This is a genomic window from Halobacillus litoralis, from assembly GCF_020524025.1.
GTDB lineage: Bacteria > Bacillota > Bacilli > Bacillales > Halobacillaceae > Halobacillus > Halobacillus litoralis_D.
The window spans coordinates 187,360-213,451 of the sequence record NZ_JAIVKN010000002.1 but is presented as its reverse complement, the minus strand read 5'-3'; the positions used below and the strand labels follow the sequence as shown (position 1 = coordinate 213,451).

Below are 26,092 nucleotides of genomic sequence, written 5' to 3'. Positions count from 1 at the left end.
CCGCAGTAAGCGAGTCGTTCTCCCCAGCCCCGGGATCTTAACAAACATTTCTAAATGGGGGATGACGAAATCTTTTTCTTTTCTTCTACAAACCTAAAATAACATCACTAAGCTTTAACAGAATCTTTATGTAAAGAGAAGACGAAAAGAATAAGCAATTAGTTTAGTATATTCACTGAAAGTTGTCTTTTTTTCCTTTTCTGTTAAGCCGTCCTCAACATTAAAAGAAGAAGCAGAAAAGGAATAGGATAGACTGTAATCCTTATCATAGATGTCTTCAAATGTCATTTTTGTTCTTCTTGAATGGTAATCGCTGGTCACTACTATTGCCGAGGTCAGATTTTCCCGGTCCATGATTTCTTTCGACAGGGTGGCATTTTCATATGTACTGTCTGCCTTTGTTTCTTCTATAATGGCGCGTTCTGGGATTCCCATGGATACTGCATCTTCTTCTGTTGTGCCTTCTTCCAGCGCGTTCGTCAATATTAATGTATCAGCGGCACCATCTTTATAAAGCTCGACACCATGTTCAAGTCGATTTTCCCCTCCGCTTAGAACGATGATCGCGTCAGAAGAAGGGAGTGTTTCTTTTTTCTCCTGAACAATTAAATATTCAGGACCGAGGACGAAGAGTGTGACGATGCCCGCAATCAGTAGAGAAAGAAAAATTCCAAAGCTGATTAGAATGGTTTTTTTAACTTTTTGAATCGGTGGTGCCATACGAATCTTCCTTTCTAAAATTTCATAATATCTTCTATATATCTCAGAGGGAAAAATATTAAACATCCATTGAAAACGCTTGTATATTTATGTCGAATTTAGTAACATATATTGTAAAAGTTTTCGTTTGAATTGTTTGTCAATTTCGTGTAAACTTTTGTGAAACATAAAAATGTTGAAACAGAAAGGGTAGAGAGATATGGTACAACCTGATGATCGCATTGCAATACCTGGTCAAATCGTAACATTTGAGCGAAACGATATTGTCTTTAAAGGAAGAGTTATCCCAAGTCAATGCCAGCAATCTGTGATTGTGGATCTGACTATTATGGATAACTTAGATGAAATCGATTTTGAATACGATAGAACGGTTGTCGCTCATACCAATTATCGTATTATAGAAGAATAATACCCACAGCCTTCTCTTGAATGTTTATATAGAGAGGGCTTTTTATGTTTTCTCATTTAAAAGTTTGAGTATTCAAAAGCTGTCCTATCAAATTATTATACCAAATAATGGATAGGTAAGCCTACTTTTAAAAATTGTGATTCTCTTTTTTTTATTCTAAAGGATTCCTATTAAGTAATAGTGATGTTTTTCTAAAGTTTCTTGTAAGACAATGAGAGGATATAAACGAGGCTGCAATAAAAAACGCTGGAAAGGCGATGGATTGACTAGGAATATCTGCTGTTTCTAAAATTTTTTGACTTCCTTATAATTAAAATAGAGTGGAGTCCTGATTAAGCAAGCCCGGACTTTTCTTAACTTAAAGAGGAGAGGATGTCAGAGGTTCGTGCGTTTAACCAAGCTATTGTTGGACGAGACAGAATTGCCCATTAGTGGCCGATACAGTGTCCGTATTGACAAAACGATTGTTGTAGAACCCTTGAGACACTTGACGGAAGATACATTCCGGCGTATTTTGCACGAAAGATCTATGATTCAATGTATTGGTATTCAGACGACAGAGGCAGATGTGCCGGAGCTATTAAAATATGACGGTCCCTATTCATCCGAAAGGGTCAATGGAATACTGATTTTTAAGCGGATGTAATTACATAAAAATAATGGGAATAAAAAACGCACCATCCATATGGATGGTGCGTTTTTTATCAAGAATTAGAAGGCTGATTTTCCTGTGAACTGTCTGCATTGGAAGCCGTTTGTATCTCTAAAGCGGTCTTCAGCTTCTGCTTGACTTGGGCAAGGCTGACTTCATCAGGGACAAAGTAGTACAGTCCATCATTGAGACGCTTATCTTCACCTTCAATTAAAAAGGTTTCTGTCGATGGATTGTTGGAAGATAAAGCTTTCTGGACGGCGTACAATTCAGAAAGCTTCAGGTTTGTACTGACACTTTTACCAAGAACATCTGTGAAATCATTGACTTTCAACAGGTTCCCGGCAGATAGAGCTTCATCTATACTTGCTTTAAGAAACTGCCGCTGTCTTTCATCTCTTGTGTAAGTGAGCCCGACATCACGCTTTCTCATGCGGACAAAAGCTAAGGCCTCTTCTCCCGTCATCTTTGTCGGGCCTTTTTCAAATTGTATCTTCTTATCGTGGTCCAGACTGCTTCGTTCCCAGAAGCCTTCTTTTACATCAATGGTAACCCCACCCATTAAATCCACGATATCCATAAATCCTTCAAAGTTCACAGAAGCAAACTTATCGATTGGGATTTCAAGGTAATCCTCTACGGTTTCGACAGCGAGTTTCTCTGCCCCGTATCCGGAAACTTCACCAAGAGAATAAGTTGCGTTAAGCTTATGGGAGCCCGCATATTTTTCTCCCACTTTGTATGCAGGTATATCCACTTTTGTATCGCGTGGGATACTTGTCATGGTCATATTGTTTGTATCTGGATCAAGGGTCATGACAATCTGGGTATCTGCACGGCCGGCTGCCCCATTTGTGGAGTAATCTTCAACTCCCATTAACAGAATTGATATTGGATCGTCACCAATATCAACCGCCTCTGCCCGTAAATCTGATTTCTCACGATCCAGGTCTTGATAAGAAGCTGTATATACTTTGGAGACGTAATAAAAGCCTCCACCTATTAATAACGCTAATATAAAAAGGAAAGAAACAATTCTCCGCATTCTCTTTTTCTTTTTCTTTTTGCGTCTTCTGACGCGCACGACTTGCTTTGCCATTTCTAACACCTCAATTTTCTAACCTCTCAAATCAATATTCTACCACATAAAAAAGGATCGAAAAGGTAAAATTATTCTGCTAGATTAATTGTAAAGGCTTTGTCATATTTAGTCGATCTGCCTGATAAATAGTCAGAATCAGGCTGAATATGACTGGAAATGAAAAAATCCCCGCTGGAAGGCGGGGATTTTTTCATTTATATTTCTTCTTTTTCTAAAATTAAATAATTCATTTCTTTACGGTCGATGCTGTTGTAGCGCTTCGAATTGAAAAGGTAGAAAAGGACGCCGATTAAAATCCAGATCACAAGCGCGATGTAAGACTCTTTTCCAAGAGAAGCAGGTGACCAGGGGAATAAAAGCAGCACTAAAAATCCAAGAGAGCTGATCATTCCAATTAAGGATAATAATTTTCTGCCGGGCGCCACTGTTGCTGTATGCGTCTTGGAAGGCTGGGATTCTGACCAGCGGAAGAACTTATACGCTGTTGCCGTACAGAAGAAGTAGGCAATGGCTACACCAGTGGATGACATATCAACAACCCATAGAAGTGCCTGCCGGCCAAACCAAGGGGCGATCAGACAGATAGCCATGGTGAACAAAATCCCTACATAAGGCGTCCGGTATTTAGAATGTAATTTCTGGAATATGGAAGGAAGAATTTTCGCTCTTCCCATAGCAAATGTTAAGCGGCTTGAGGATATATAAAAACCGTTCAAGCCTGTGAAAATCCCCATACATACCGCTACGGCTATGATAAACACTCCGGCACGGCCGAGGTAACTCTCAATAGCATCGCCTGTTCCCCATACGGACTGTGTCTGTTGGATCTGTCCCAGGAGCTCCTGCCAAGGCATTGTGCTCGCGGTGATAAAGATCATTGCACTGTAGGCAAGACCAGCTGCTAGTAATGACCATATGATTAAACCAAAAGCTCGTTTCGGTTCAAATTCAAACTCCTCTGCCGCCTGAGGGATGTTGTCAAACCCTACATAGGCAAATGGAGCAATCGCTAATATTGTTAATATAGAAGCTAAAGCTGTCTGATCCGGTGTGAAAGCTGGTGTAATATTTGTCAGGCTTGGTCCATCTGCAAAAAGTGCACCAATACCAAGCAGTGCAATACCAGCGATGAGTATTAAGCTGAAGATGAATTGCGTTTGTCCGGAGAAGCTGGCTCCGCGAATATTTAATAATGCAAATAAAACCAAAGCAAGACTGGCAATAGCTATTTGTATGATAGATACATCATAACCGGCTACTGTGTACATATTTCCCGTTCGTACAAGGTCTGGAAATAGAAACTTAGCTAATAAAGCAAGAGCGGAAGCGTTTAGAGCAACAATACAAATATATCCGAGAGTTAAAAACCAACCCGCTATAAAGGCGAATTGCCGCCCGAACCCTATATAAGCGTAAGCAAACTCACCGCCTGTCACCGGGAATTTTTCAATAAGAAATCCATAGCTGACACCAATAATCATCATAAGTGCCGCACCTAATAATAGACCGATGACAACACCAATCGGTCCTGCCTGACCAATCCAGTCTGTTGGCAGTACGAATGCCCCCCAGCCGATAGCTGATCCAAATGCAATAGCCCAAACCCAGTGTGGCTTCAGGGACTTTTCTAATTTCTTTCGTTCTCTGTTTGCCATAAACGAATGAGTCCTCCTAGATGTAGTCAAGATAACTTCCCTATTTTATTCAACATGAATGGGTGTGTAAATAATAATGTATTTCGCGGAAAATTATGAAAATAAACCCATGCGAATAAAGGGATTGTGAATGGAAAGATTGCCGTCGTTTTTTGCGTTTTTATCCTGTAGATTCTCCTGTTCAGTTGGAATTTGAAATAATTTACACATATATGTTTGATAGGTGAAAAAAAAGGCTAATTAAATTTTAAAGAAATCGTTACATCTTCCCCCGCATACTTGTGATATAATTTTCTCGGTTATATAGAAAGTATGCACATTAAATTGGAAATTATAGATCAGCTTACAACTGTGTCAGAGAGGATATAATAAACCTGAGGAGGGTCTTTATGGAGTACAAGGCCTTGCTGTTTTGTTTGATCACATCAATACTCGTTACACCCCTGGTCAAGAAAATAGCGATAAAAATCGGTGCTACGGATCAACCGAATCATCGTAAAGTGCACAAAAATGTTATGCCGCGGTTAGGCGGATTAGCGATATATCTAAGTTTTGCCCTGGGGATTCTTTTCTTTTTTCCGGAAAGTGAATACACCTGGCCTGTCTTATTAGGTGCTACAGTCATTATTTTGACAGGAGTTCTGGATGATTTAAGGGAGCTCTCTGCAAAAGTTAAACTGGCGGGGCAGTTACTGGCTGCCGCTATCGTGGTTATTGGTGGTGTCCAGGTCAGCTTCATAAACCTTCCTTTTGGCGGCGAATTGGAATTAGGGTACCTGAGTATTCCTATTACCGTTTTATGGATTGTTGCGATTACCAATGCCATCAATCTTATCGACGGTCTGGATGGCTTAGCAGCCGGTGTTTCTGCAATCGCTCTGTTAACAATATCGGGGATGGCCATTACGATGGGGAACGTTTTCGTTGTCTTTGCAGGATTAATGATGTTAGGCAGTACCCTCGGTTTTCTCGTCTACAATTTTTACCCAGCTAAGATTTTCATGGGAGATACAGGCGCGTTATTTTTAGGGTTTATGATTAGTGTGTTATCTCTGCTTGGTTTTAAAAACGTTACGCTGTTTTCTTTTGTCATACCAGTTATTATTCTTGGTGTGCCAATCTCGGACACGCTTTTTGCAATCGTCCGCCGGGTGATCCAGCGTAAACCGTTATCAGCTCCAGATAAATCACACCTGCATCACTGCCTGTTAAATTTAGGCTACAGTCATCCTGAATCCGTTCTGATGATATACGCTGTCAGTGCTTTGTTTAGCTTAGCAGCTGTCATTTTCTCTCAAGCCACAATGTATGGAGCCGTCATGGTGATTGCACTATTGGCTCTTATGATTGAATTGATTGTTGAAATTACCGGCTTGATTGGAAAAGATTACAAACCGATCTTGAATATGATAAAAGCGAATCGAACCAGACGATAAAAAGAAGCTTCTCCAATGTTGGAGAAGCTTCTTTTGTGCTTAAACAACGCTTAGGCTTACCTCGTAGAGCCTGTTGTTTCATCCACCATACTGGAATTGCATGCATGGTGCAGGGATGATATTTCTGAAAAACAAAAAAGGAACTCCCGTGCAGGGAGCTCCTGTATGCTACATGGACTGATCCTCATCGTCCCCTTCGGAAAACGAATCCACATTTTCTTCCTCTGCGTCTTCATCTTTTACAAGAGGATTAGATAATCCCAAGTGTTCTTTTAATTCATTTGTCGTGGAAGCTAACGCCTCTTCGTTTACCTGGTAGTACCATCCGTGACCTGTAAAGCCGCCTTCCCCCTTAAGCTGCATCTTATCAAATGTAAACCCATCTTTCTGAAGGAAGTAATCTTTAAATGTAATCATTTCACTAAACGCAAGGTTTGTTTTCATATTGTTGTTTACAGAATTCAGCACTTCATCAAAGTTGCTCAGTCCTTTAGCGGACATGGTTTCCTTGAAAATCTGTTGAATGAGCTTCATCTGCCGCTCGCCTCTGGCTAAGTCACTGTCATATTTTCTAGTCCTCGCAAGCGCTAAGGCTTCTTCCCCATTTATTGTCTGAGTGCCTTCCTTTAACTCAATGGCGCCGTTTTGATCTGAACTGTCCTGCTCCGTAATATCAAAAGGAACGTCGTAAGTAATCCCACCGATGGAATCCACTACTTCCACAAATGAATTGAAGTTAAGTCGGACATAATAATCTACAGGAACATCGAGCATCCGTTCAACAGTGGCCACCGTGGCATCAATACCCCCAAAAGCATGGGCGTGAGCAATTTTATCTTCATAGCCCACTTCAGGAATGTACGTGAGTGAATCTCGTGGAATGTTCAGCATCTTAATCGACTTTTCATCTTGATTGAACGTCGCTAAAACAAGAGCATCCGACCTGGAAGGGGCATCTTCCTGACCTGAGCGTTTATCGCTGTCGTCAATTCCGATAAACAAAACCGATGTATGATCCTTTGCGGGATTCACTTCTTCCACCCGCTTATTGGAAACTTCTCCACGATCCAGTTCTTTCATTGATTCAGAAGCGGTTTGTCTTACTTGGTCCGTAAGGTAGACTGCGTATCCAGCAGCAGCGCCGATTCCTATGAGGAGGATAAATAAGAAGGTCCAGATAAAAAGGGTGCGTTTTCTGCGCTTCATGAAAAGAAAGCTCCTTTACTCAGCTGTGACGTCAAATTCTACGTAGGAGGAATCCCCTCTGATGATGCTGGCCTGATTACTTGTCAGATCAATCATCCAGTTTTCGAATTCCTCTTCTTGTCCACTTTCTACATATACTATTAGTTCCACATTTTCAAGGTAATTAACCGTCTCAAGTGCATACTTTGAGTTTCGGACTTCATTTTCCACTTTTCCAAGCAGGTGATATTCTATTTTCACCTTCATTTCTTTCATCAACTGCCGCTTTACAATACCCGTCGCGTCAATGGCTGTAGACGTAGTTGACCCATAGGCACGGATCAATCCGCCGGCTCCTAGTTTAATACCTCCAAAGTAACGGGTAACGACAACAGCCGTATCTTTAAGGCCTCTCTTTTTTAAGACTTCCAGCATAGGAACACCAGCAGTTCCGCTTGGTTCCCCGTCATCATTGGCTTTTTGTATCAGATCATGTTCACCAATCATATAAGCTGAACAATTATGTGTAGCATCATGGTGCTTCTTCTTAATCTCCTGAATAAATGCCTGAGCTTCCTCTTCTGTTTCACATCGTCTCACATACCCGATAAAGCGGGATTTCTGTATCGTCACTTCTTCTGATCCTTCTGGTTTTACTGTATAATAGCTTTCTAACATCGCGTGAAAACCTCCTAAGTTTTCATTATATCGATGCTCCAAAAAATCAGCAAATGTATAAAAAGCGTTCATTATTCTACAAAAAAAGGACAATACCCCCATAAATAGATATGGGCCATACGAATGAATATGTGAATATTGATGGAGGGACTTTTGATGAGTGAACAAAAGACTGGGGATTTAGCCCTTGACCATATCATTCAGGAAATGGTCGATACGGTTACCAATAGTAAAGATGAGATCTTTCAAATTGGCGAGGAATCCCGCAACGAATTTGAGAAGTTGAATAAAGAATTGACAGAGACGAAGCATCAGGTACTTACTCTGATTGATGAAGGGGATAAGCTTGAGCAGAAAGTCCGTTTTTCACGTATGCGCTTATCAGAAGTGAGTAAACAGTTCCAGAAATATTCAGAAGATGAAATCCGTAAAGTGTATGAACAAACGCACGGTCTACAAATGGATTTGTCGATGAAACGTGAAAAAGAGAAACAGCTTCGAGAGCGGAGAGACGACATCGAACGACGCTTACGTACCCTTGAGGAAACCATCAGCCGGGCAGAAGCCTTAGGTGGGAAGATTTCCGTCGTCCTGAACTATTTGACGAAGGACTTTAAGCATGTCAGTGATGCTCTGGAGAATGCTAAGGAAAAACAGCAGTTCGGTCTGCAGATCATTGAAGCTCAGGAAGAAGAACGCCGTCGTCTGTCGAGAGAAATACACGATGGACCAGCGCAGATGCTGGCCAACGTGATGCTGCGTTCAGATTTAGTTGAGCGTACATACCGCGAACGAGGGATTGATGAGGCGATGGAGGAAGTGAAAAGTGTCCGGTCCCTTGTCCGTTCGGCTCTTTATGAAGTGAGAAAGATTATTTATGATTTACGTCCGATGGCCCTTGATGACCTTGGCTTAATCCCGACATTAAAAAAATACCTGGCAACGGTGGAGGAGTACAACGAAAGCATGCAGATCACGTTTACATCTTTCGGCACAGAACGCCGGTTAGAGTCTAAGTATGAAGTCGCCCTTTTCCGGTTAATTCAGGAATCTGTTCAAAATGCAGTAAAGCATGCCGAAGCCTCCATTATTAAAGTGAAGGTAGAAATGAAACCCAGTGCAGTCTCCATCATTGTAAAAGATGACGGACGGGGGTTTGATCCTTCTAAGAAAAAAGATAAGTCTTTTGGATTAATGGGGATGAGAGAACGAGTCGATATGCTGGATGGGGAATTAAACATCGATTCAAGTATCGGTGAAGGGACCATTGTCACAATCCATCTTCCAATAAATTGATATTTAAATGAAAAACTATGTAATTGGACGTGAATCGTTTATAATAGAGGTTAGGATTAGGGTAAATCTACAAAATAAAAACAAGAGATAGACAAAAAAAGAGAGATAGAAAAAGAATAGGTTAGGGGATTTAAAAACCATTCTATGTAAGAGAAACAGGAGGAAATGACCATGACGACCAGAATAGTCCTGATTGATGACCATAAATTATTCCGTGAAGGCGTAAAACGAATTTTAGATTTTGAATCCAGCTTTGAAGTGGTAGCTGAAGGAGATGACGGAGATACAGCTCTTGAAATCATCGAGCAGCATTTACCAGATGTCGTTCTCATGGATATCAATATGCCAAGCATGAATGGCGTTGAAGCGACAGCAGAGATTACAAAACGCTTTCCAGAAATGAAAGTAATCATTCTTTCTATCCACGATGATGAAAACTATGTCACCCACGCCCTGAAAACAGGCGCGCAAGGCTATCTTCTAAAAGAAATGGATTCAGATGCGCTGATTGATGCGATAAAAGTTGTAGGTGCTGGCGGCTCTTACCTTCACCCGAAAGTCACGCATAACCTGGTAGCAGAATACCGCCGTTTAGCGGAAAGCAAAGGCAGCAGCAGCTACCGTACCATTGAATATCGTAAACCACTCCACCTTCTAACTCGACGCGAGTGCGAAGTGCTGCAACTGTTGGCGGACGGAAACAGCAACCGTGGAGTAGCGGAAGCTTTATATATCAGTGAGAAAACCGTGAAAAACCATGTGAGTAACATTCTTCAGAAAATGAATGTCAATGATCGTACACAAGCGGTTGTAACAGCTATTAAAAACGGCTGGGTTGAAGTCATTTAATCATAATCTTACAGATCCAGGCTGTCCGGGGAGAATTAAATTCCACCCTGGGCAGCTTTTTTATTTCCGATTTAACGTCTGAAAAAATTAGCAGTCTCTCTTTATTTCATTAGACTCTTCCACCATGAAATGGAATTTCGTGTAAGTAGATTTCTAGATTTTAATAAGGATTTACTTCAGAATGGTGCAGATGCCCTCCTCTTAGGGGAATGCTGTTTCCAGTTTATTGGTGCAATGTTGGGGAGGTTCATGTAAAATAAAAGGGAGACTATTAAAATGAATTCTACATATATGAGATAGAAAGAACTTGATAATAAGGAGTTGGATTGGATGAAAACAGCGGTAATCACGGACAGTACGGCTTACCTTCCGAGAAACCTCAGAAAAGCCAACCAAATACATATGGTTCCGTTGAACGTCATCTTTGGTCATGAGTCTTATCAGGAAGAAGTCGATATTCATGCTGAAGATTTTTATGACATGGTGAAAGAAGGTGGAGAGCTTCCAAAAACTTCTCAGCCGTCCATTGGTATGATGACACAGAAGTTGGAAGAACTTGCTGAAGACTATGATGCTGTTGTGTCGATCCACCTTTCAAGCGGGATATCTGGAACCTACCAGGCGATGATGACAGCCGGTGAGATGGTGGATGACATTGACGTTCACGTCTTTGATTCAGAAATCAGCTGTCATATGCAGGGCTTTTATGCGCTTGAAGCAGCCGACATGGCCGACAACGGGGCTACCCCTGAGCAGATTATCAGCCGATTAAATGAAATGAAAAAAACAATGCAGGCCTACTTTATGGTCGATGACCTTTCCCATCTGCAGCGCGGCGGCCGTTTAAACGGAGCCCAGGCATTTGTAGGAAGTCTGCTTCAGGTTAAGCCTGTGCTTCACTTTGTGGATACAAAAATCGTACCTTTTGAGAAAATCCGGACGCGGAAAAAGGCGATTAAGCGTATCTTATCCCTGTTTGAGGAATCGATCGAAGAAGAGGGAACATACAAAGCTACGCTTATTCACGCCAACCGACCGGAAGAAGCGAAGGAATTGAAAAAAGAAATTGAACAAAAGTACAGCAATGTAGACGTAGTCCTCAGCTATTTTGGACCCGTCATCGGCACCCACCTTGGTGAAGGAGCCCTTGGGCTTGGCTGGTACCGCCAGTCCTGATCTATGAGAGCCTGCTTGTGAGACTCAAGCAGGCTCCATTTTATCCTTTAGGAAGGTGAATTAATGATATCGTCCATTCGCAGCTATTTCCCTCAACGTCTCTCTTGGATCCCCACATCCCGTCCTCCACATGAATACTTCGAACTCGCTGGAAAACTCCTATTAAAACATGAAATCCCACTATCTGAAGAGCAGATTTCACATCTTGTTTCCACTTCTGTTTTGACAAAGGTGGATAGTTTTGAAAGGCATTATTTTGGCCCCCGATGCCGCCGGTGCGGCAATCAACAGGCGCATTTTTTTGCGACGATGCCTCACGCCTCCTGCGGCAGAGACTGCACTTACTGCCGTTATTGTATTCAAATGGGGCGGGTGTTGGCATGTGAACCTATTTATATTGGGAGTTCCAATGTAAAGTGGCCTGCTCCTGCACATCCATGTGCTTGGGAAGGCACCTTAACACCTGCTCAAGAGATGGCAGCGGATGAACTGGTGACTCTCGTTCAATCAGGCGGGGGTGAGCGTTTAGTCTGGGCTGTATGCGGGGCGGGAAAAACGGAGATGCTTTTTCCTGCGATTACGAAAGCCTTGCAGCAAGGGAAACGCATTTGTCTTGCCACGCCCCGGACGGATGTTGTCCGCGAACTTCTTCCCCGTATGAAGACGGCCTTTCCTCAAGTTGGCGTACAGGCGCTTTATGGAGACAGTCCGGATAAACGAGGGAATGCGCCATTTTTATTAGCAACCACCCACCAGTTGTACCGATTTGCCCACGCTTTTGATGTCATGATTATTGATGAAGTGGACGCTTTTCCCTTTCATAACGACCCATCGCTTCATTTTGTAAGTCAACGGGCTGCCAAACCGGAAGCGGCGGTTATTTACCTCACAGCTACCCCAAGAAAAAAGCAGAAGCGCAAAATTCGCTATAAGAAACTCCCGGTTACGTTTATTCCCAGACGTTTTCACGGCCATCCTCTTCCTGTACCGCAGTTAAAACTCACCCCCACGCTCCATCGTTCCTTGAAAAAAGGGGAACTTCCCACCCGGATTTTAAAGTCTATCGCCGAACAAAATCTCACACATCGTCAGCTTCTGCTTTTCCTCCCCTCAATAAAAAAAGCGGAAGAAATTGCCCGCTTCCTACTTGAGGAGGGGTATGACGTAAAGGCTGTTCATGCCGAAGATACCGATCGTGCAGAAAAAATTGCAGCTTTTCGTAAAAAAGAGTACAGAATGCTTGTCACAACCACGATTTTAGAAAGAGGGGTAACGTTTCCGTCCGTTGATGTGTTTGTCATTGATGCCGGTCACGCCGTGTTTGATGAAGCGGCACTTGTCCAAATCGCCGGTCGAGCTGGAAGAAGTCATGAGGATCCTTCAGGGAACGTGATTTTTTATCATATCGGGAAGACAGATGAGATGCTGGATGCGGTGGATGCCATTCTGTATATGAACCGCTTAGGGGAAAAAGGGTGAGGTGTGTCATTTGTTTTGAAGAAATTCTCCCTGAAGTGACATGGAGCACATTTTATAAACCGGTGGAAGAAAAAAAGATGTGCTCCACCTGTGCTTCAAAAAATGAAAAAATAACGGTTCCCGGTTGTACAGCCTGTTTTCGTATGGACAGTAAAGGACTGTGCAGGGACTGTCTGCAGTGGCAGAAAACAAGTCCTGGAGTACTGGATGGAAATAAATCTGTTTATGCTTACAACGCTTTTGCTAAAGACTTTGTTGCCCGCTGGAAGTACCGGGGAGATTACGTTCTTTTGGAAGCTTTACAGGAGGAAATTCAAAAAGGTTTAACGGGGGATCGTGAAAAACAAGCGGTGTATGTTCCGCTTAGTGAAGAAAGGGAGAAGGAGCGGGGGTTTAATCAGTCAAAGGCGATTATACAGGCAGCAGGCCTTCAACCCGTCAGTCTTTTTCAAAGAAAGCATAGCGAAAAGCAGTCGAAGCGGAAGAAAAGAGACCGCATGGAGGCAGAGAACCCTTTTACCTTAATTGAAACTTCACCGGACCCCGTTTTGATTGTGGACGATATTTATACGACAGGAAGGACCGTGCGTCACATGGCTTCTTTATTGAAGGCTGGCGGCTGTCCTTCTGTGTCGTCTTTCACTATTTTTCGTTGAATCGGTCAATCGGACTTTGGAATCTATTAATGCTGCCGATATAATAGGTAAAGAGAGTAACAGGAGGACGACGGTATGGGTGATTTAGCGAATTGTCCAAGATGTAATGCTTTATTTATGAAAGGGGCGGCGACGGTCTGCCCCGCGTGTGTAAAAAAAGAAGAAGCGGATTTCCAGACGGTATATGCGTTTATCAGGAAGAAAGTCAATCGAACCGCGACGGTAGATGATATTGTAAGAGAGACGGGCGTTCCTGAAAAACAAATCCGGAAATTTGTGAAACAGAAAAGGCTTCATCCCGCCCACTTTCCCAACTTAACCTACGGATGCGAGAAATGCGGGCGTTCTATTCGTGAGGGGCGGATATGTGAAGGTTGTAATCAGTCGATTCAGACCGGACTGCAGCGGGAAGAGCGCAACAAAGAGTTTAGTGAAAGAATTAAAGAAACAAAAAAAGATTATGGCAGGACTTATTACTCATTAGATAATTGATTAATAGGCAGGATATAGAATGTTAAAGAATGGCCGATATAAAAGAAAGTGAGCACGTTTTAAATAGCGAGGTGAAACGGATGAAAATCAACCGGCCTAATCAAGCAAGCTTGAATCCCTATCAAAAGCAGTGGAACAATCAGGCGGAAGTGAAAAGTACAAAGCAGTCCAAAGATAAGCTGGAAATATCCGATCAGGCAAAACAAATGCAGGAATCCGGACCGACGGATGCTGCAAGAAATAAACTGGTGGAAAAGATTAAGACGGATGTGCAGACAGGAAATTATCAGGTTGACTCTAAAAGAACAGCTCAAAAAATGATTGATTTCTGGTCAACCAAAGGATAAAGGAGAATCAGCATGACGATCACCGGAATCATTAACCCTCTGTCTCAGTTAAAACAGCTGCATGATAGTCTGCTTACTTTGTCCAAAAGGAAAACAGAAGCGCTGAAAAAAAATGAGACGACCGAGATGCAGCAGGTGTTAACGCAGGAGCGTAAGCATATACAAGCGATACAAAAGATAGAAAACCAGCGGATGACAGCGGTGGAAGAGTGGTTTAACGGGAAGGGAATCCGTAAAGAACAGTGGACCATCTCCGTGCTCATTGACGCTTTAGAGGGAGAAGAAAAGCGTGAGCTTCAAACGGTTTATGAAGGCCTTGTTCTTGTTTTAGCAGACTTAAAACAACAGGAATCGTTAAATGCCGAATTAATTCAGCAGTCGATGCAGTTTATTAATCTTTCTCTTAATATGCTTCAGCCCTCACTTCAGACGATGAACTATGGCAGTCAAGAGACACGTGGATCAGAAGAGACTCCTAAGCGGTCGCTGTTTGATTCTAAAGCTTAAGGAAGAGGAGTATCGAATATGACTTCAACTTTTCACGGATTGGAAGTGGCTAAGCGAGGCCTCTTCACACAGCAGTCCGCTTTATATACAACAGGACATAATATCGCAAACGCGAATACAGAGGGCTATACAAGACAGCGGGTCAACTTTGAACAGACAGGCCCGTACCCGGCAGCCTCCCGCAACCGTCCGCAGATCCCCGGTCAGATGGGAAGCGGGGTTCAGGCAGGTTCAATTGAGCGTGTACGCGTCGATTTCTTAGACAATCAATACCGGGGAGAAGCCAGTAAAACCGGCTATTATGACTCGAGAAAAAGTGCCCTTACCAGGCTTGAGAGCGTTATGAATGAACCGTCAGAAGACGGGTTATCCAGTACAATGGACCGTTTCTGGGGATCGCTCCAGGATTTATCCGTAAATCCTGAGGATTCAGGGGCGCGCTCGGTCGTACGTCAGCGCGGACAGGCTGTCGCTGAGACGTTCAACTATTTATCAAACACGCTGCAGACATTAAAGAAAGATGTTCAGGCAGAAGTGGGCGTAACAGAAAAAGAAATTAATTCGGTGGTCAGCCAGATCCATAACATCAACCAGCAGATAGGCGAGGTCGAACCACACGGAATGGTTCCAAATGATTTGTATGATGAGCGGGACCGTTTGATTGACCAGTTATCTGAACATGTCAATATACAAGTGAACTATGAGGATTCGTATGCTTCAGCCGATCCGATGGCGATGGGAAAAGCAACCATCTCTTTAGTCAATCAAGATGGTCAGCCACTTGATCCTCCGGCGACGCTTGTCGATGGCGCAGAAGATGGTGGGTTTACAACGATTGATGTGACCTATGGAGATAACAACCTGGCAACCGGCATCACGGTTGGGAATTCAGATTACTCAGTGGATGAATTTCCGTCACAAGGCAAGTTAAAAGGGTTAATTGAGTCAGGTGGTTACGTTCAGGACGGAGAAGGAAAAGGAACCTACGAAACGATGATTTCTGATCTTGACCGGATGGCTACAGGTTTTGCTGATGCATTTAACACAGTTCATCAAGGTGGAGAATCTTTAAACAGCATGAACGGTGGTACTGCGGTACCAAAATTTTTCGATATTGATATGGGTCAGGCCAATGAAGATGGTGTCATTGAAGGTGTTGCTGGAACGATTGATTTGACGAACAAAATTAAACTTGATAAAGACAATATCGCAGCTGCCGTCACAACAGATGCGGGGAATGGCGAAAATGCTGCCAACTTAGCCGATGTTCAAAATGATAGCAATGCGCTATTTGGGGAAGAGGCTTCTTTTACAGGCTTTTATGAATCGGTGATCGGTACGATGGCTGTGGAAACGCAGGAAGCGGAGCGGATGTCTAAAAACGCCGGCACGTTAAAAGCTTCGGTCAGTGAACAGCGCCAGTCGGTCAGTTCCGTTTCGTTAGATGAAGAAATGTCGAACATGATTAAATACCAGCATGCCTACAATGCAGCCGCAAGAAATATCACGGTCATTGATGAAATGCTTGATACCATCATCAACCGGATGGGTGTATAAGAAAGGAGGAAGAACCGATGCGCGTAACACAATCGATGTTATCCAATAACATGTTGAGAAACTTAAGCAACAGTTACTCCAACATGGGCAAATACCAGGACCAGCTGAGTTCCGGCAAGAAAATCAGCCGGCCGTCCCAGGACCCGGTTGTAGCGATGAAGGGGATGAATTACCGCTCCGAGCTTCAGGAAGTCGAGCAGTATAAACGAAATATTAATGAAGTACATAACTGGATGGATAATAGTGACTCCGCTTTAGATAAAACCACACAGGCGATGCAGCGTGTGAGGGAACTGACGGTTCAGGCGAGTAACGGCACATATGAAGAAGGTCAGCGGGCGAATATCGCAAAAGAAATCCGTCAGCTGAAAGAACATCTAGGTTCGATGGCGAACACGAAAGTGAATGATAAATATATCTTTAACGGCAGCAATACAACAGAACCGCCTGTAAATATGGATGACTCGTCTTCCTTTGTTGTAAGCCAGAACAATACTCCGGTGGCGATTGAAGTTTCATCAGGTGTGAAGCTGCAGACGAACGTTACGCCGGGTAATGTTTTTAGTGAAGGTTTGTTTAACGACCTTGAGAATTTTGCAAATGCATTAGAAGACGGTAGTAAGTTAGGAACAAACATGGATGAGACAGAACTTGGTGGCTTTTTGACGACGTTTGATGATCATATCAACAACATGGTTAATGAAAGAGCCGATCTTGGTGCGCGGATGAACCGTGTGGACTTGATTGAAGATCGTCTGGCTACTCAGGAAGTTTCTGCTTCTAAGCTTGTTTCAGAGAATGAGGATGCGGATATTGAGAAGGTCATCATGAATTTGAAAACTCAGGAGAGTATCCATAGAGCTGCGCTCGGAGTTGGATCGCGGATTATCCAGCCTTCGCTGATGGACTTTCTAAGATAGGCTGTCTCAAATTGAGGCAGTCTCTTTTCTATCTTGTCTTTTTAGGTCCTTTTCGGTTAGTGGGGTTCGGGTTGGGTAGGAAATAACTCGCTTTCCTGCGGGGAACTGGCAAGCCTCCTCAGTCGTTAACACTCCTTGTGGGGTTTTGCCTAGCTCCTTCTCCCTCGGGAGTCTCGTCATTTCCTACCCACCCCTGCTGTATCTGAGGTGAAAGGACCACATAGAAGATAGCGTGTACTGCATGGAATATTGAGAAAAGTAGGACCGACGAAATTTTGAATCAAGACTTACTCAATACCTGCTTGTTAGTTAGAAAAAGAAGAAATAAGTAGCAGTAGAGGGAGGGTAAGGGGAATGATTCCAAAGCTCCACATTGAAACAACACCGGCTAAGATTGGGTTGAGTATTAATGAAGCGAAACAGACGATCAGGCAGCCTTTGGCGGAACAGTCGATTCAGCAGCCGGAAGCTGAGCTGAGGGTTGAGCAAAGGCCGGGGAAATTGACGATTGATCAAACGAAAGCCTGGGACAATATTGATTTGAAAAGTGTTTTCAAGCGGACAGAAGCTATGGTGAGAGATGCCGAGCAGGGATGGATGGAGGGGATATCCCGTGTGGCGCGTGAAGGTGATGAGTTGATGAAAATCGAAAACGGTGGGAATCCGATTGCTGCTCATGCCGAGCAGAATTCGAAATATTCGTTTACGCTCCAACCAGGGGGCCTGCCTGCTTATGATTTAGTTGATATCCGCTACCAACCTTCTGAAGCAGAGGTGTCTGTGAAACGTAACGATCCGATTATAGAAACTACTCCGGTCAATCCTTCTATTTCGTATCAGCCGGGAGAAGTGACCCTTAAAAACGAACAATATGCCGATGTGCAAATCGATTGGAAAGTGTAGAAGAGGTGAACAGACATGAAAATAAAAACGAAGCATTTTGGAGACGTCGAGGTAAAGGAAGAAGGATGTTTTCATTTTGAACACGGCCTTCCAGGGTTTGAGAACTATCATACATTCGCTCTCTTACCTGTCGATGAAAAAGGCGTATACATGGCCTTGCAGTCAATAGATGAATCAGGAATTGCCTTAATCGTGACCAATCCTTACTTGTTTTTAACTGATTATGAATTCGATCTTGATGAGAGTACAATAGCTGAAACTCAGTTGGAAATACCAGAGGACGCAGCGGTTTATAATGTCCTTACATTAAGAGAATCGCTTCAGCAGTCAACTATTAATTTAAAAGCGCCGATTGTCCTGAACGCCCGCACCAAAAAAGGGAAACAGGTGATTCTAAATAATGAATCCTATCAAACGAAACATCCGCTGTTTATCAATCAAAAAGGCGGTGTGGTTCATGCTCGTTCTTAATCGAAAATCTGGGGAATCGATTAAAATCGGTCAGGACATTGAAGTGAAGGTAGTCGCCGTGGAAGGCGGTCAGGTGAAACTGGGAATAGATGCGCCGAAGCATGTGGATATTCACCGGAAAGAAGTCTTTTTGAGTATTGAGGAGCAGAATAAAGAAGCCTCTTCGATAGCAGATAATTTACTGGATCTATTGAAAAATGAAAATAATAGTTAACAGTCAGGAAAGTCGTCCGATATAAGTAGTGTAGAAACATTACATAAGTCGGCCGACTTTTTGTGTGTTCATAAAGGGATCTCACAAGGACGTGAGGTTAACCATTTCAAGGAGGAATTTTTAAAATGAGAATTAATCACAACATCGCGGCACTTAACACGTACCGTCAGCTTGGACAGGCGAATAACGCACAGTCCAATTCAATGGAAAAACTATCTTCTGGTCTTCGTATCAACAATGCATCTGATGATGCAGCGGGTCTTGCGATCTCAGAGAAGATGCGTGGTCAGATTCGTGGGCTGGATCAAGCACAAAGTAATGCTCAAGATGGTATTTCTATGATTCAAACTGCAGAAGGTGCTTTAAATGAAACGCATTCCATTTTGCAAAGAATGCGTGAATTATCTGTTCAATCTTCCAATGATACTAATACTCTGGACGATCGTAAAGAAATTCAAAAAGAAGTTGAACAGCTTAAATCAGAAGTTAATAGAATTTCTGATAACACAGAGTTTAATACACAAAAGCTATTGAACGGTAGCTTGGGGGCTACTGGGTCTTCTGATGACACTACGGTAGTGAAGGTTGATAGTGCGTCTGGATTAAAAGAGGGTGACTATGATGTTTCTGTAACAACTGCAGCTAGTGTAAAAACTGCAGCCGATGGTACAACTGCATTTGATGGTTCAGATGTTGGGGCAACAAGCTTAGACTTAACTATTAATGGTGTAACTATTGATTTTAGTGACTTAACTGATACTGCTAGTTCAACAGATGTGAAAGCTAAAATTAATTCATACACAGATCAGACTGGAGTAGTTGCTGGAGATGGTTCTTCTGCAGATACGATATCCCTATCTACTGAAGAATATGGTTCAAATGCAAAACTCTCTCTAGGAGGGTCTGATAGTGCTAAGTTCGGAGGCGCAGTTTCAGGTGGAGCAGATGCTGAGATTACTGTAACTGATGAAGATGGTGTGTCAGAAGCATTAACTGGAATGGGACAAGATGTAAGTTATAGAGGTTCTGAGCTTTCTGTAACTGATACTACAGGATCTGGAACTGCAAAGTTAACTGTAGCTAGTGGTGGTGCTACTTTCCAGATTGGTGCAAATAAAGACCAGAGTATGTTAGTTGACATTAATGAAATGAGTACTAACACATTGGGAGATTCCAATGTTGGCCTTGTGAAGGATATAAATGTTCAATCTCAAGAGGGCGCTGATGATGCTATTGCTACTCTAGATGAGGCAATAAAACAAGTATCTGGAGAAAGATCAAAGTTGGGTGCATTCCAGAATCGTTTGGATCACACAATTAACAACCTTGGAACATCATCTGAAAACTTAACAGCTGCGGAATCTCGAATCCGTGACGTTGATTATGCTTTTGCTGCATAAACAAAAGCACAGTCGTCCTGACTGGTAACGGTCAGAGATTACAATCGGGTGAATTGCTGGAAACCCCTGAAGCTTTTCTTACCACAGCGAAGTTGGAAACGGCAGTCGCGAGGGTCAAAAAAAGAAGAGATTGGGCAATCAGCAGCCAAGCTCCTGGCTCGAAAGAGTGGAGAAGGTTCAACGACTAGGATAGACCACCGTGTAAGGTGATGAAATCCGTAGGTGAAGCAATAAAGGTTCAATATTGTCGATCCGAAGTGCCCGGCCCCTGTTATATATAGGGTGAAGATATAGTCTAGTCATTTATGAAAGTAAATGTTCGCACGATGGCGGAAGAAATGATGAACCAAACGAAACAAAGTATCCTTGCTCAGGCTTCTCAAGCTATCCTTGCTCAGGCTTCTCAAGCTATGCTTGCGAAAGCAAACCAGCAGCCACAGGGTGTACTTCAGCTTCTACGTTAATAGAATCTATTCAAAGAGACTTCAGTTTTCTGAAGTCTCTTTTTTTATGGAATGGCTTTGTTAAAGCCTAGTGTTGTTATTTTAGGTTTGTAGATGAATGGAGATGGTTACGTAAAACTCTGTTTTGAGTTGTTTGTTGCAATTCCAGGGCTACGCTTGGCCTATGACATATAAACTTCTCAAAATTACATGTGTTTTCCTTTTGTAGTAGTAGATTTATCTAAAGTCTACATCTGCCCACAAAATCTGTAAAATAAATATTCACATTATTAGTGACGCTCTCCCGTTATAAATTGGTCCGTTCAGGTGAAGTAAAGATGGGGTGGATGGGAAATGACGAGACTCCCGTGGGAGAAGGAGCTAGGGAAGACCCCGCAGGGAGTGCTAACGACCGAGGAGGCTTGCCAGTTCCCCCGTAGGAAAGCGAGTTATTTCCTATCCAACCCTAGCCCCCTAAAGCTGGTTCTATAGAAGTCGGGATTATAGAGAACCATTTTTTAAGAAACATCAGACTTTAACAGAACCTATGGAAATAAATCACAATCATGATCTGCTTAATATTCCTTCCTATCCAACCGATATAAAAGCAAACGAATACTTTAGAGGAGTTGTTGAAGGTGAATGTCGGTCATTTAGCCCACTCACAGCTTCTGCAGAGAAATACAGGACAACTTGATGCAGTGACATCTGTTCAGGAGAAACTAGTAAGAGAAGACAGTTCTACATATAAGCCTTCCAATGAAAAGATTCAGCAGATAACTGACAGCATGAATACCATCTTGGAATCTCTTAAAACATCGTTACGATTTCAGTTTCATGACAAACTTGGCGAGTACTACGTTACCGTTGTTAATAACGATACGAATGAAGTGGTAAAAGAAATACCTCCTAAGAAGATGCTGGATTTATATGCGTCTATTGAAGAATCGATTGGAATAATGGTCGACCAGAAAATATAAGCGGGTGATAACATGAGTGATATGCGGATCGGAGGGCTGGCCTCCGGTATGGATATAGACCAGATCGTCAGTGATCTAATGAAAGCGGAACGACAGCCACTCAATAAAATGGAGCAGGATAAAGAGTGGTTAACGTGGCAGCGTGATGCGTACCGCGATGTGAATAAGCAGCTGGGCGAGCTTGATACGCTTGCTTTTGATATGAAACTTGAGCGTACATACAACTCAAAAAGTGTCTCTTCATCAACGGATGCCGTTTCAGCTACGGCTAGTTCAGCAGCTGGGAACGGTGACTATACGCTGAGTGTCGAGAAGCTCGCGACTTCGGCTTATAACTTTAGTGAAACAACCCTCACCAAGGATGGGGCGATTTTTGATCCTGATGCAGATCTCAGTACACAGCAGGGCAACTTAAAAAATAACCTTACTCTTGGCGAAACGTTCTCCATTACTACGTACAATGAAGATGGTACAAAGAATACGCAGTCGTTTGATGTGACGGGGGATAAGTCGCTCAATGATATTCTTTCTGAGATCAGTGATTCTGATTTAGGTGTCCGCGCGTTTTATGATGAAAGCGCAGACAAGGTGATGATGGAACGAACGGTCACCGGGAACTTTAATCAGGATGAAAATGAATTTCTCGGTGCGGAAATCGGCTTTGACGGCAGTGCAGAATTTTTGGCGACTACACTTGGAATCAAGAATGGGGACAATTCTTCAGGAACATGGAAGCTGAATGAAAAGGGTGGGCAGGATGCAGAGTTCACCTATAATAACGGACTTAAAATCAGCTCACATTCAAACAACTACACGTTAAACGGTGTAACGTTTAACTTTAATGATGTAACAGACGGGAACGTAAAACTAAGTGTGTCCAACAACGTTGATGATGCGCTTGATAAGATCGTTGAATTTGTAGATAAGTATAATAAGATCATTGAAGACTTGAATGGAAAAGTACAAGAGAAAAAGTACCGCGATTTCTCTCCGCTTACGGATAAGCAGAAAGAAGATATGGAAGAGCGGGAGATTGAGCTGTGGGATGAAAAGGCGAAAAGCGGCTTGCTGCGTAACGATTCAGTAGTCGAAGGTGCGTTGGTTAAAATGCGTGAGAACTGGTATACGCCTGTTCAAAACACTGGGAATTTTACGATGATGTCTGAAATCGGCATTACCTCCTCTTCCAACTACCGCGACGCAGGAAAGCTGACCATTACAGAAACAGATCTTCGCAAAGCTCTTAGAGAAGATCCAGAATCTGTTCATCAGCTTTTCTCAGGAACTGATGAACAGCCGGGCATTGCAAGAAGATTGGAAACCTCCATTCAGGAAACGGTGAAATCGATTGAACAAAAAGCCGGAAAGTCCACCTCCCTTGATAATAACTTTATCCTTGGGAACCGGATTGATGATTTAGATGATGCGATGGATTCGTTTCAGGATCGTTTAAATAATATCGAAGACCGCTACTGGCGTGAGTTTGGGGCGATGGAGAAAGCTCTTCAACGGATGAACTCTCAGTCGGCTTTTATTATGCAGAACTTCAGTGGATAAATGGGATTAAAGGAGCGTTACACGTATGTCTATTCAAGCGTATCAAAACAACACAGTCGAAACAGCTTCACCAGGTGAACTGACCTTAATGCTTTATAATGGCTGCATTAAGTTCACCAAAGCGGCTAAAAAAGCGATGGAAAACAATGAAATTGAAAAGAAAAATACAAACATCCAAAAAGCTCAGAAAATCATCCAGGAGCTGATGGTGACCATGGATCAGCAGTATGAGATCAGTCAACAGATCCTTCCGCTTTATGATTATATGAACCGCCGTCTGATTGAAGCGAATACAAAAAACGATCCGGCCATCCTGGATGAAGTACAGGGGTTGGTGGAAGAATTCCGTGACACGTGGAAACAGGTGATTCTACAGACACGTAAGACACAGTACGGACAAGGCGGCAATGCGTAGTGACAGCGTGGAACGAATTTTTAACCGTTACTGAGGAACTGAATGAAGTTATCCATCAACCTGTGACAGAGAAAAATCGAACGGATATTATTAATAGGATAACTAACCTTCTAGCAAATAGGGAAGAGTTACTGGAGGTCCTCCCTCAACCCGAACATGATGAGCAGAGAGCGGTGATTCAAAAGGTAAAAGAAATGGATTTGCAAATCAATCAGAAACTCGGGCTGATTATGGTAGACTTGAAAAAGGATATCCGCAATGTGAAAAAACAACCATCCACGAAACAGCGGTATGTGAATCCATACAAAAGTGTGTCCACGTATGATGGTATGTATGTAGACCATAAAAAATAGAATAGGTGATTATTTGTCCGTACTAACTTCAGAACAGCATCACATGCTTGAACAGTATGACGAGCTGTTGAAAACAATCAGCGAGGCGCTTATTTACTTGGAAAATAAAATAGCGGAACAGGCACCTCCCCAAACGGCACAGGTGTTCCAGGATCTGCTCCTTGCTCTGGAGCAGGTAAGTCGAAGCCATGACCAAATGGCAGACTTATTTGAAGAAAGAGAAGAAGTCCAAGTTTTAATTACTGATTTTCATGAGATTGTCCAAATGCTTCAAGGCTGGTTCAGCTTTGAGTCAAATGAAGAGAAGAAACAGTTACTTGTTGAAAAGGTTATCCCTGCTTATAAGAGCTGGAAAGCGCGGGTTGAGGCGTTTGTGAAGCCTTACATCGCACACTAACAAGAGGCGTCTATAGATGCTTCTTTTTTTTGAAAAGCATCTCTCTAATGAGATTTCATACAAGCTCCCTTATTGAGGATATGGTGGCCGGGAAACGGCTCGCTTTCCGTGTGCATGTGGTGAGATTCCTCAGCTTTGCCTTCTGGAATCTCACTGATCATGCTAATCTCACAGGAGTCTCGCCGTTTTCCAACCCACCATATGTGTGTGTGACTCCTCCAATTAAATTAAGCTAAGAGAAGCGCCTCAAAGATTGAAATTTGTAACCACCAGCCTTTAACGGAGTAATAGAAAACAAAGTTCGTTTAGAAGATTAGGGTATTTCCTATGAAAGGTAGATTTCAAACGGAATTTTCTATATAATCCGACAGTGTAAGAGAATAAACGTGTAAACGATTTAATGATAACCAAGGGGGAAGGTAGGATGAAGAAACCTGTCGAAATAGCAGCGTCAGCGCTATTGGCTGTCAGTCTGCTTGCAATTCCTGTTGGGCAGGCCTCAGCAGAAACAACAGAAAAACAAAAGATGACCTCAAGTAAAGTTGTGCTGCAGGACCACCTTAGTGAAAGTATGGAAGAGGAAGAACCGAATGACTCTCCTTCGCAAGCGAATCAGGTGGCACCTGGAACAATGGTTCTTGGTGATTTAACGGACCAGGATGTGGATTATTATAAACTGGAAGTGAATGGCGATCAGGCGGTTGACTTTAACTTATCGTTTTTTGCGGTAGATGATGATTTCATTACAGAAATGGAAATGAATGCAGACGTAATGGACCGCGATGGCAATGAAGTCGATGCGTATTATGAACAGAGTGATGAATATGGGTATGGCGGTTTATATACGCTTGAACCTGGTGTTTATTACATAAAAGCAACCGATGAAGCAAACCTGGATACAGGAGAGACGTATGCTTTAATTCCAGATATTTATGAAAAAGAACCGATGATTAACCGTTATTATGGCGAAGACCGTTATGAAACAGCGGCTAATATCGCACGACTGGATGCTGATCGTCATCCATCAGAAAACGTAGTCCTGGCGACCGGACAGGACTTCCCTGATGCGCTTGCCGGTGCTCCACTTGCGGAACAATTGGATGCTCCTATTCTATTAACTAGAAAAGCATCGCTTCCAGCTGTTACAAAGAGCACGTTATCAGAGCTTGAAACAGAGCATGTCACGATTCTCGGAGGAACCGGGGCGGTTTCACAGAATGTGGAAGATTACCTTAAAGAGGAGCTCAGCCTTTCTGTTGATCGTATAGCCGGTAAGAACCGTTACGAGACAGCGGCGGCTATCGCTGAAACCCTGCCATCATCAAATAAAGCGGTCGTAGCCTATGGAAAGAACTTCCCTGATGCGCTTTCTATAGCTCCTGTGGCTGCCGGCCAAACGATGCCTATTCTTTTGACTGATAAAGAGAGGGTGCCTGCAGCTACAGAAGAGGCATTAAGCAACTATAGCCAAAGTTATGTTGTAGGCGGTACAGGTGTCATTAGTGAAGATGTGTTCCGTCAGATGCCGGATGCTGATCGTATCTCCGGTAAAGATCGTTATGCTACTTCCCTTGCTGTGGTGGAGTATTTTGATATGGAAGCCCAATCTGTCAGTCTGGCAACCGGGAAAAACTTTGCCGATGCACTGGCTGGTTCTGTCTTTTCGGTAGAGGACCCACTGTTGTTGACACCTAAAGACCACCTTAATCCGGCAATAAAATCCTATCTTGAACAAAAGCAGACCACTTATTATAGAATCTTCGGAGGTTCTGCTGCTGTCGGTGAAGGCGTTGTAAGAGACATTTGGTCGATATATGAGTGACTCAAAAGAGCACAGGCTGCT

At 42.9% G+C, this 26,092-nt stretch carries 30 protein-coding genes; 24 read left to right on the top strand and 6 right to left on the bottom strand.

Features of this window, described 5'->3' with window-relative positions; all coding sequences use genetic code 11:
- Nucleotides 1-126 precede the first annotated feature (126 nt).
- Nucleotides 127-720: a YdcF family protein gene (locus LC036_RS07815; protein WP_226580658.1), complete on the bottom strand. Its 594-nt coding sequence runs from the start codon at nucleotides 718-720 to the stop codon at nucleotides 127-129.
- 199 nt (nucleotides 721-919) lie between these two features.
- On the opposite strand from LC036_RS07815, the gene LC036_RS07810 reads away from it, so the two are divergent.
- Nucleotides 920-1,129 (top strand): YkvS family protein, encoded by a 210-nt coding sequence (locus LC036_RS07810; RefSeq protein ID WP_226580655.1) that lies wholly within the window; start codon nucleotides 920-922, stop codon nucleotides 1,127-1,129.
- Nucleotides 1,130-1,535: 406 nt separating this feature from the next.
- A complete protein-coding gene (locus LC036_RS07805; RefSeq protein ID WP_226580652.1) occupies nucleotides 1,536-1,775 on the top strand; it encodes a hypothetical protein in 240 nt (79 codons plus the stop codon).
- A 58-nt stretch (nucleotides 1,776-1,833) separates the two neighbouring features.
- On the opposite strand, the gene LC036_RS07800 is transcribed toward LC036_RS07805, so the two are convergent.
- The 3 genes from LC036_RS07800 to LC036_RS07795 form a co-directional block, all read right to left on the bottom strand.
- Nucleotides 1,834-2,826, bottom strand: coding sequence for an LCP family protein (locus tag LC036_RS07800; protein ID WP_226580649.1), 993 nt, complete (start codon nucleotides 2,824-2,826; stop codon nucleotides 1,834-1,836).
- Nucleotides 2,827-2,951: 125 nt separating this feature from the next.
- Entirely contained in the window at nucleotides 2,952-3,077 is a 126-nt protein-coding gene (locus LC036_RS18485; RefSeq protein WP_264188192.1) for a hypothetical protein, read from the bottom strand.
- Nucleotides 3,078-4,538: an APC family permease gene (locus LC036_RS07795; protein ID WP_226580646.1), complete on the bottom strand. Its 1,461-nt coding sequence runs from the start codon at nucleotides 4,536-4,538 to the stop codon at nucleotides 3,078-3,080.
- A 389-nt stretch (nucleotides 4,539-4,927) separates the two neighbouring features.
- Here LC036_RS07795 and LC036_RS07790 point away from each other — a divergent pair, with 389 nt between their 5' ends.
- Entirely contained in the window at nucleotides 4,928-5,974 is a 1,047-nt protein-coding gene (locus LC036_RS07790) for a glycosyltransferase family 4 protein (protein WP_226580644.1), read from the top strand.
- Nucleotides 5,975-6,142: 168 nt separating this feature from the next.
- On the opposite strand, the gene LC036_RS07785 is transcribed toward LC036_RS07790, so the two are convergent.
- Together LC036_RS07785 and LC036_RS07780 are read right to left on the bottom strand one after the other, a co-directional pair.
- The gene (locus tag LC036_RS07785; protein ID WP_226580641.1) at nucleotides 6,143-7,180 is read right to left on the bottom strand and encodes an LCP family protein; all 1,038 of its coding nucleotides are present in this window, start codon (nucleotides 7,178-7,180) and stop codon (nucleotides 6,143-6,145) included.
- A gap of 15 nt (nucleotides 7,181-7,195) precedes the next feature.
- Nucleotides 7,196-7,837 carry a YigZ family protein gene (locus LC036_RS07780; protein WP_226580638.1) on the bottom strand — a complete coding sequence of 214 codons (642 nt, stop codon included), beginning with the start codon at nucleotides 7,835-7,837 and terminating at the stop codon, nucleotides 7,196-7,198.
- A gap of 156 nt (nucleotides 7,838-7,993) precedes the next feature.
- On the opposite strand from LC036_RS07780, the gene LC036_RS07775 reads away from it, so the two are divergent.
- From LC036_RS07775 to LC036_RS07670, 21 genes are all read left to right on the top strand, one after another.
- Nucleotides 7,994-9,133: a sensor histidine kinase gene (locus LC036_RS07775; protein WP_226580635.1), complete on the top strand. Its 1,140-nt coding sequence runs from the start codon at nucleotides 7,994-7,996 to the stop codon at nucleotides 9,131-9,133.
- Between the two features lie 171 nt (nucleotides 9,134-9,304).
- On the top strand, nucleotides 9,305-9,982 hold the full coding sequence (locus LC036_RS07770; protein WP_226580632.1) for a response regulator: 678 nt from the start codon (nucleotides 9,305-9,307) through the stop codon (nucleotides 9,980-9,982).
- Between the two features lie 330 nt (nucleotides 9,983-10,312).
- Nucleotides 10,313-11,158: a DegV family protein gene (locus LC036_RS07765; protein WP_226580629.1), complete on the top strand. Its 846-nt coding sequence runs from the start codon at nucleotides 10,313-10,315 to the stop codon at nucleotides 11,156-11,158.
- Nucleotides 11,159-11,221: 63 nt separating this feature from the next.
- On the top strand, nucleotides 11,222-12,637 hold the full coding sequence (locus tag LC036_RS07760) for a DEAD/DEAH box helicase (protein ID WP_226580626.1): 1,416 nt from the start codon (nucleotides 11,222-11,224) through the stop codon (nucleotides 12,635-12,637).
- Nucleotides 12,638-12,780: 143 nt separating this feature from the next.
- Nucleotides 12,781-13,293 carry a ComF family protein gene (locus LC036_RS07755; RefSeq protein WP_226580623.1) on the top strand — a complete coding sequence of 171 codons (513 nt, stop codon included), beginning with the start codon at nucleotides 12,781-12,783 and terminating at the stop codon, nucleotides 13,291-13,293.
- 75 nt (nucleotides 13,294-13,368) lie between these two features.
- Nucleotides 13,369-13,785 (top strand): TIGR03826 family flagellar region protein, encoded by a 417-nt coding sequence (locus tag LC036_RS07750; RefSeq protein WP_226580622.1) that lies wholly within the window; start codon nucleotides 13,369-13,371, stop codon nucleotides 13,783-13,785.
- 80 nt (nucleotides 13,786-13,865) lie between these two features.
- Nucleotides 13,866-14,132 (top strand): flagellar biosynthesis anti-sigma factor FlgM, encoded by a 267-nt coding sequence (gene flgM / locus LC036_RS07745; protein ID WP_226580619.1) that lies wholly within the window; start codon nucleotides 13,866-13,868, stop codon nucleotides 14,130-14,132.
- 12 nt (nucleotides 14,133-14,144) lie between these two features.
- Nucleotides 14,145-14,639 carry a flagellar protein FlgN gene (locus LC036_RS07740; protein WP_226580615.1) on the top strand — a complete coding sequence of 165 codons (495 nt, stop codon included), beginning with the start codon at nucleotides 14,145-14,147 and terminating at the stop codon, nucleotides 14,637-14,639.
- Nucleotides 14,640-14,657: 18 nt separating this feature from the next.
- A complete protein-coding gene (gene flgK, locus LC036_RS07735) occupies nucleotides 14,658-16,196 on the top strand; it encodes a flagellar hook-associated protein FlgK (RefSeq protein WP_226580612.1) in 1,539 nt (512 codons plus the stop codon).
- Between the two features lie 17 nt (nucleotides 16,197-16,213).
- Entirely contained in the window at nucleotides 16,214-17,116 is a 903-nt protein-coding gene (gene flgL, locus LC036_RS07730; protein WP_226580610.1) for a flagellar hook-associated protein FlgL, read from the top strand.
- A 354-nt stretch (nucleotides 17,117-17,470) separates the two neighbouring features.
- Complete coding sequence (locus LC036_RS07725; protein WP_226580607.1) at nucleotides 17,471-18,019, top strand: DUF6470 family protein; 549 nt, start codon at nucleotides 17,471-17,473, stop codon at nucleotides 18,017-18,019.
- A 15-nt stretch (nucleotides 18,020-18,034) separates the two neighbouring features.
- A complete protein-coding gene (gene fliW, locus LC036_RS07720) occupies nucleotides 18,035-18,490 on the top strand; it encodes a flagellar assembly protein FliW (RefSeq protein WP_226580603.1) in 456 nt (151 codons plus the stop codon).
- A complete protein-coding gene (gene csrA / locus LC036_RS07715; protein WP_226580600.1) occupies nucleotides 18,477-18,704 on the top strand; it encodes a carbon storage regulator CsrA in 228 nt (75 codons plus the stop codon). The genes fliW and csrA overlap by 14 nt, the downstream gene beginning before the upstream one ends.
- A gap of 125 nt (nucleotides 18,705-18,829) precedes the next feature.
- A complete protein-coding gene (locus tag LC036_RS18560) occupies nucleotides 18,830-20,104 on the top strand; it encodes a flagellin (RefSeq protein ID WP_319004444.1) in 1,275 nt (424 codons plus the stop codon).
- Nucleotides 20,105-20,409: 305 nt separating this feature from the next.
- Nucleotides 20,410-20,568, top strand: a complete 159-nt coding sequence (locus LC036_RS07700; protein WP_226582535.1) for a flagellin — start codon at nucleotides 20,410-20,412, stop codon at nucleotides 20,566-20,568.
- A gap of 617 nt (nucleotides 20,569-21,185) precedes the next feature.
- Nucleotides 21,186-21,527, top strand: coding sequence for a flagellar protein FlaG (flaG, locus tag LC036_RS07695; protein WP_226580597.1), 342 nt, complete (start codon nucleotides 21,186-21,188; stop codon nucleotides 21,525-21,527).
- A 12-nt stretch (nucleotides 21,528-21,539) separates the two neighbouring features.
- Entirely contained in the window at nucleotides 21,540-23,084 is a 1,545-nt protein-coding gene (locus LC036_RS07690; protein WP_226580595.1) for a flagellar hook-associated protein 2, read from the top strand.
- A gap of 25 nt (nucleotides 23,085-23,109) precedes the next feature.
- Complete coding sequence (gene fliS, locus LC036_RS07685; protein WP_226580592.1) at nucleotides 23,110-23,499, top strand: flagellar export chaperone FliS; 390 nt, start codon at nucleotides 23,110-23,112, stop codon at nucleotides 23,497-23,499.
- On the top strand, nucleotides 23,499-23,852 hold the full coding sequence (locus LC036_RS07680; protein WP_226580589.1) for a flagellar protein FliT: 354 nt from the start codon (nucleotides 23,499-23,501) through the stop codon (nucleotides 23,850-23,852). Before fliS ends, LC036_RS07680 begins: the two co-directional genes overlap by 1 nt.
- Before the next feature lie 13 nt (nucleotides 23,853-23,865).
- Nucleotides 23,866-24,249 (top strand): hypothetical protein, encoded by a 384-nt coding sequence (locus LC036_RS07675; protein ID WP_226580587.1) that lies wholly within the window; start codon nucleotides 23,866-23,868, stop codon nucleotides 24,247-24,249.
- Between the two features lie 424 nt (nucleotides 24,250-24,673).
- Nucleotides 24,674-26,071, top strand: a complete 1,398-nt coding sequence (locus LC036_RS07670) for a cell wall-binding repeat-containing protein (RefSeq protein WP_226580584.1) — start codon at nucleotides 24,674-24,676, stop codon at nucleotides 26,069-26,071.
- Nucleotides 26,072-26,092 lie beyond the last annotated feature (21 nt).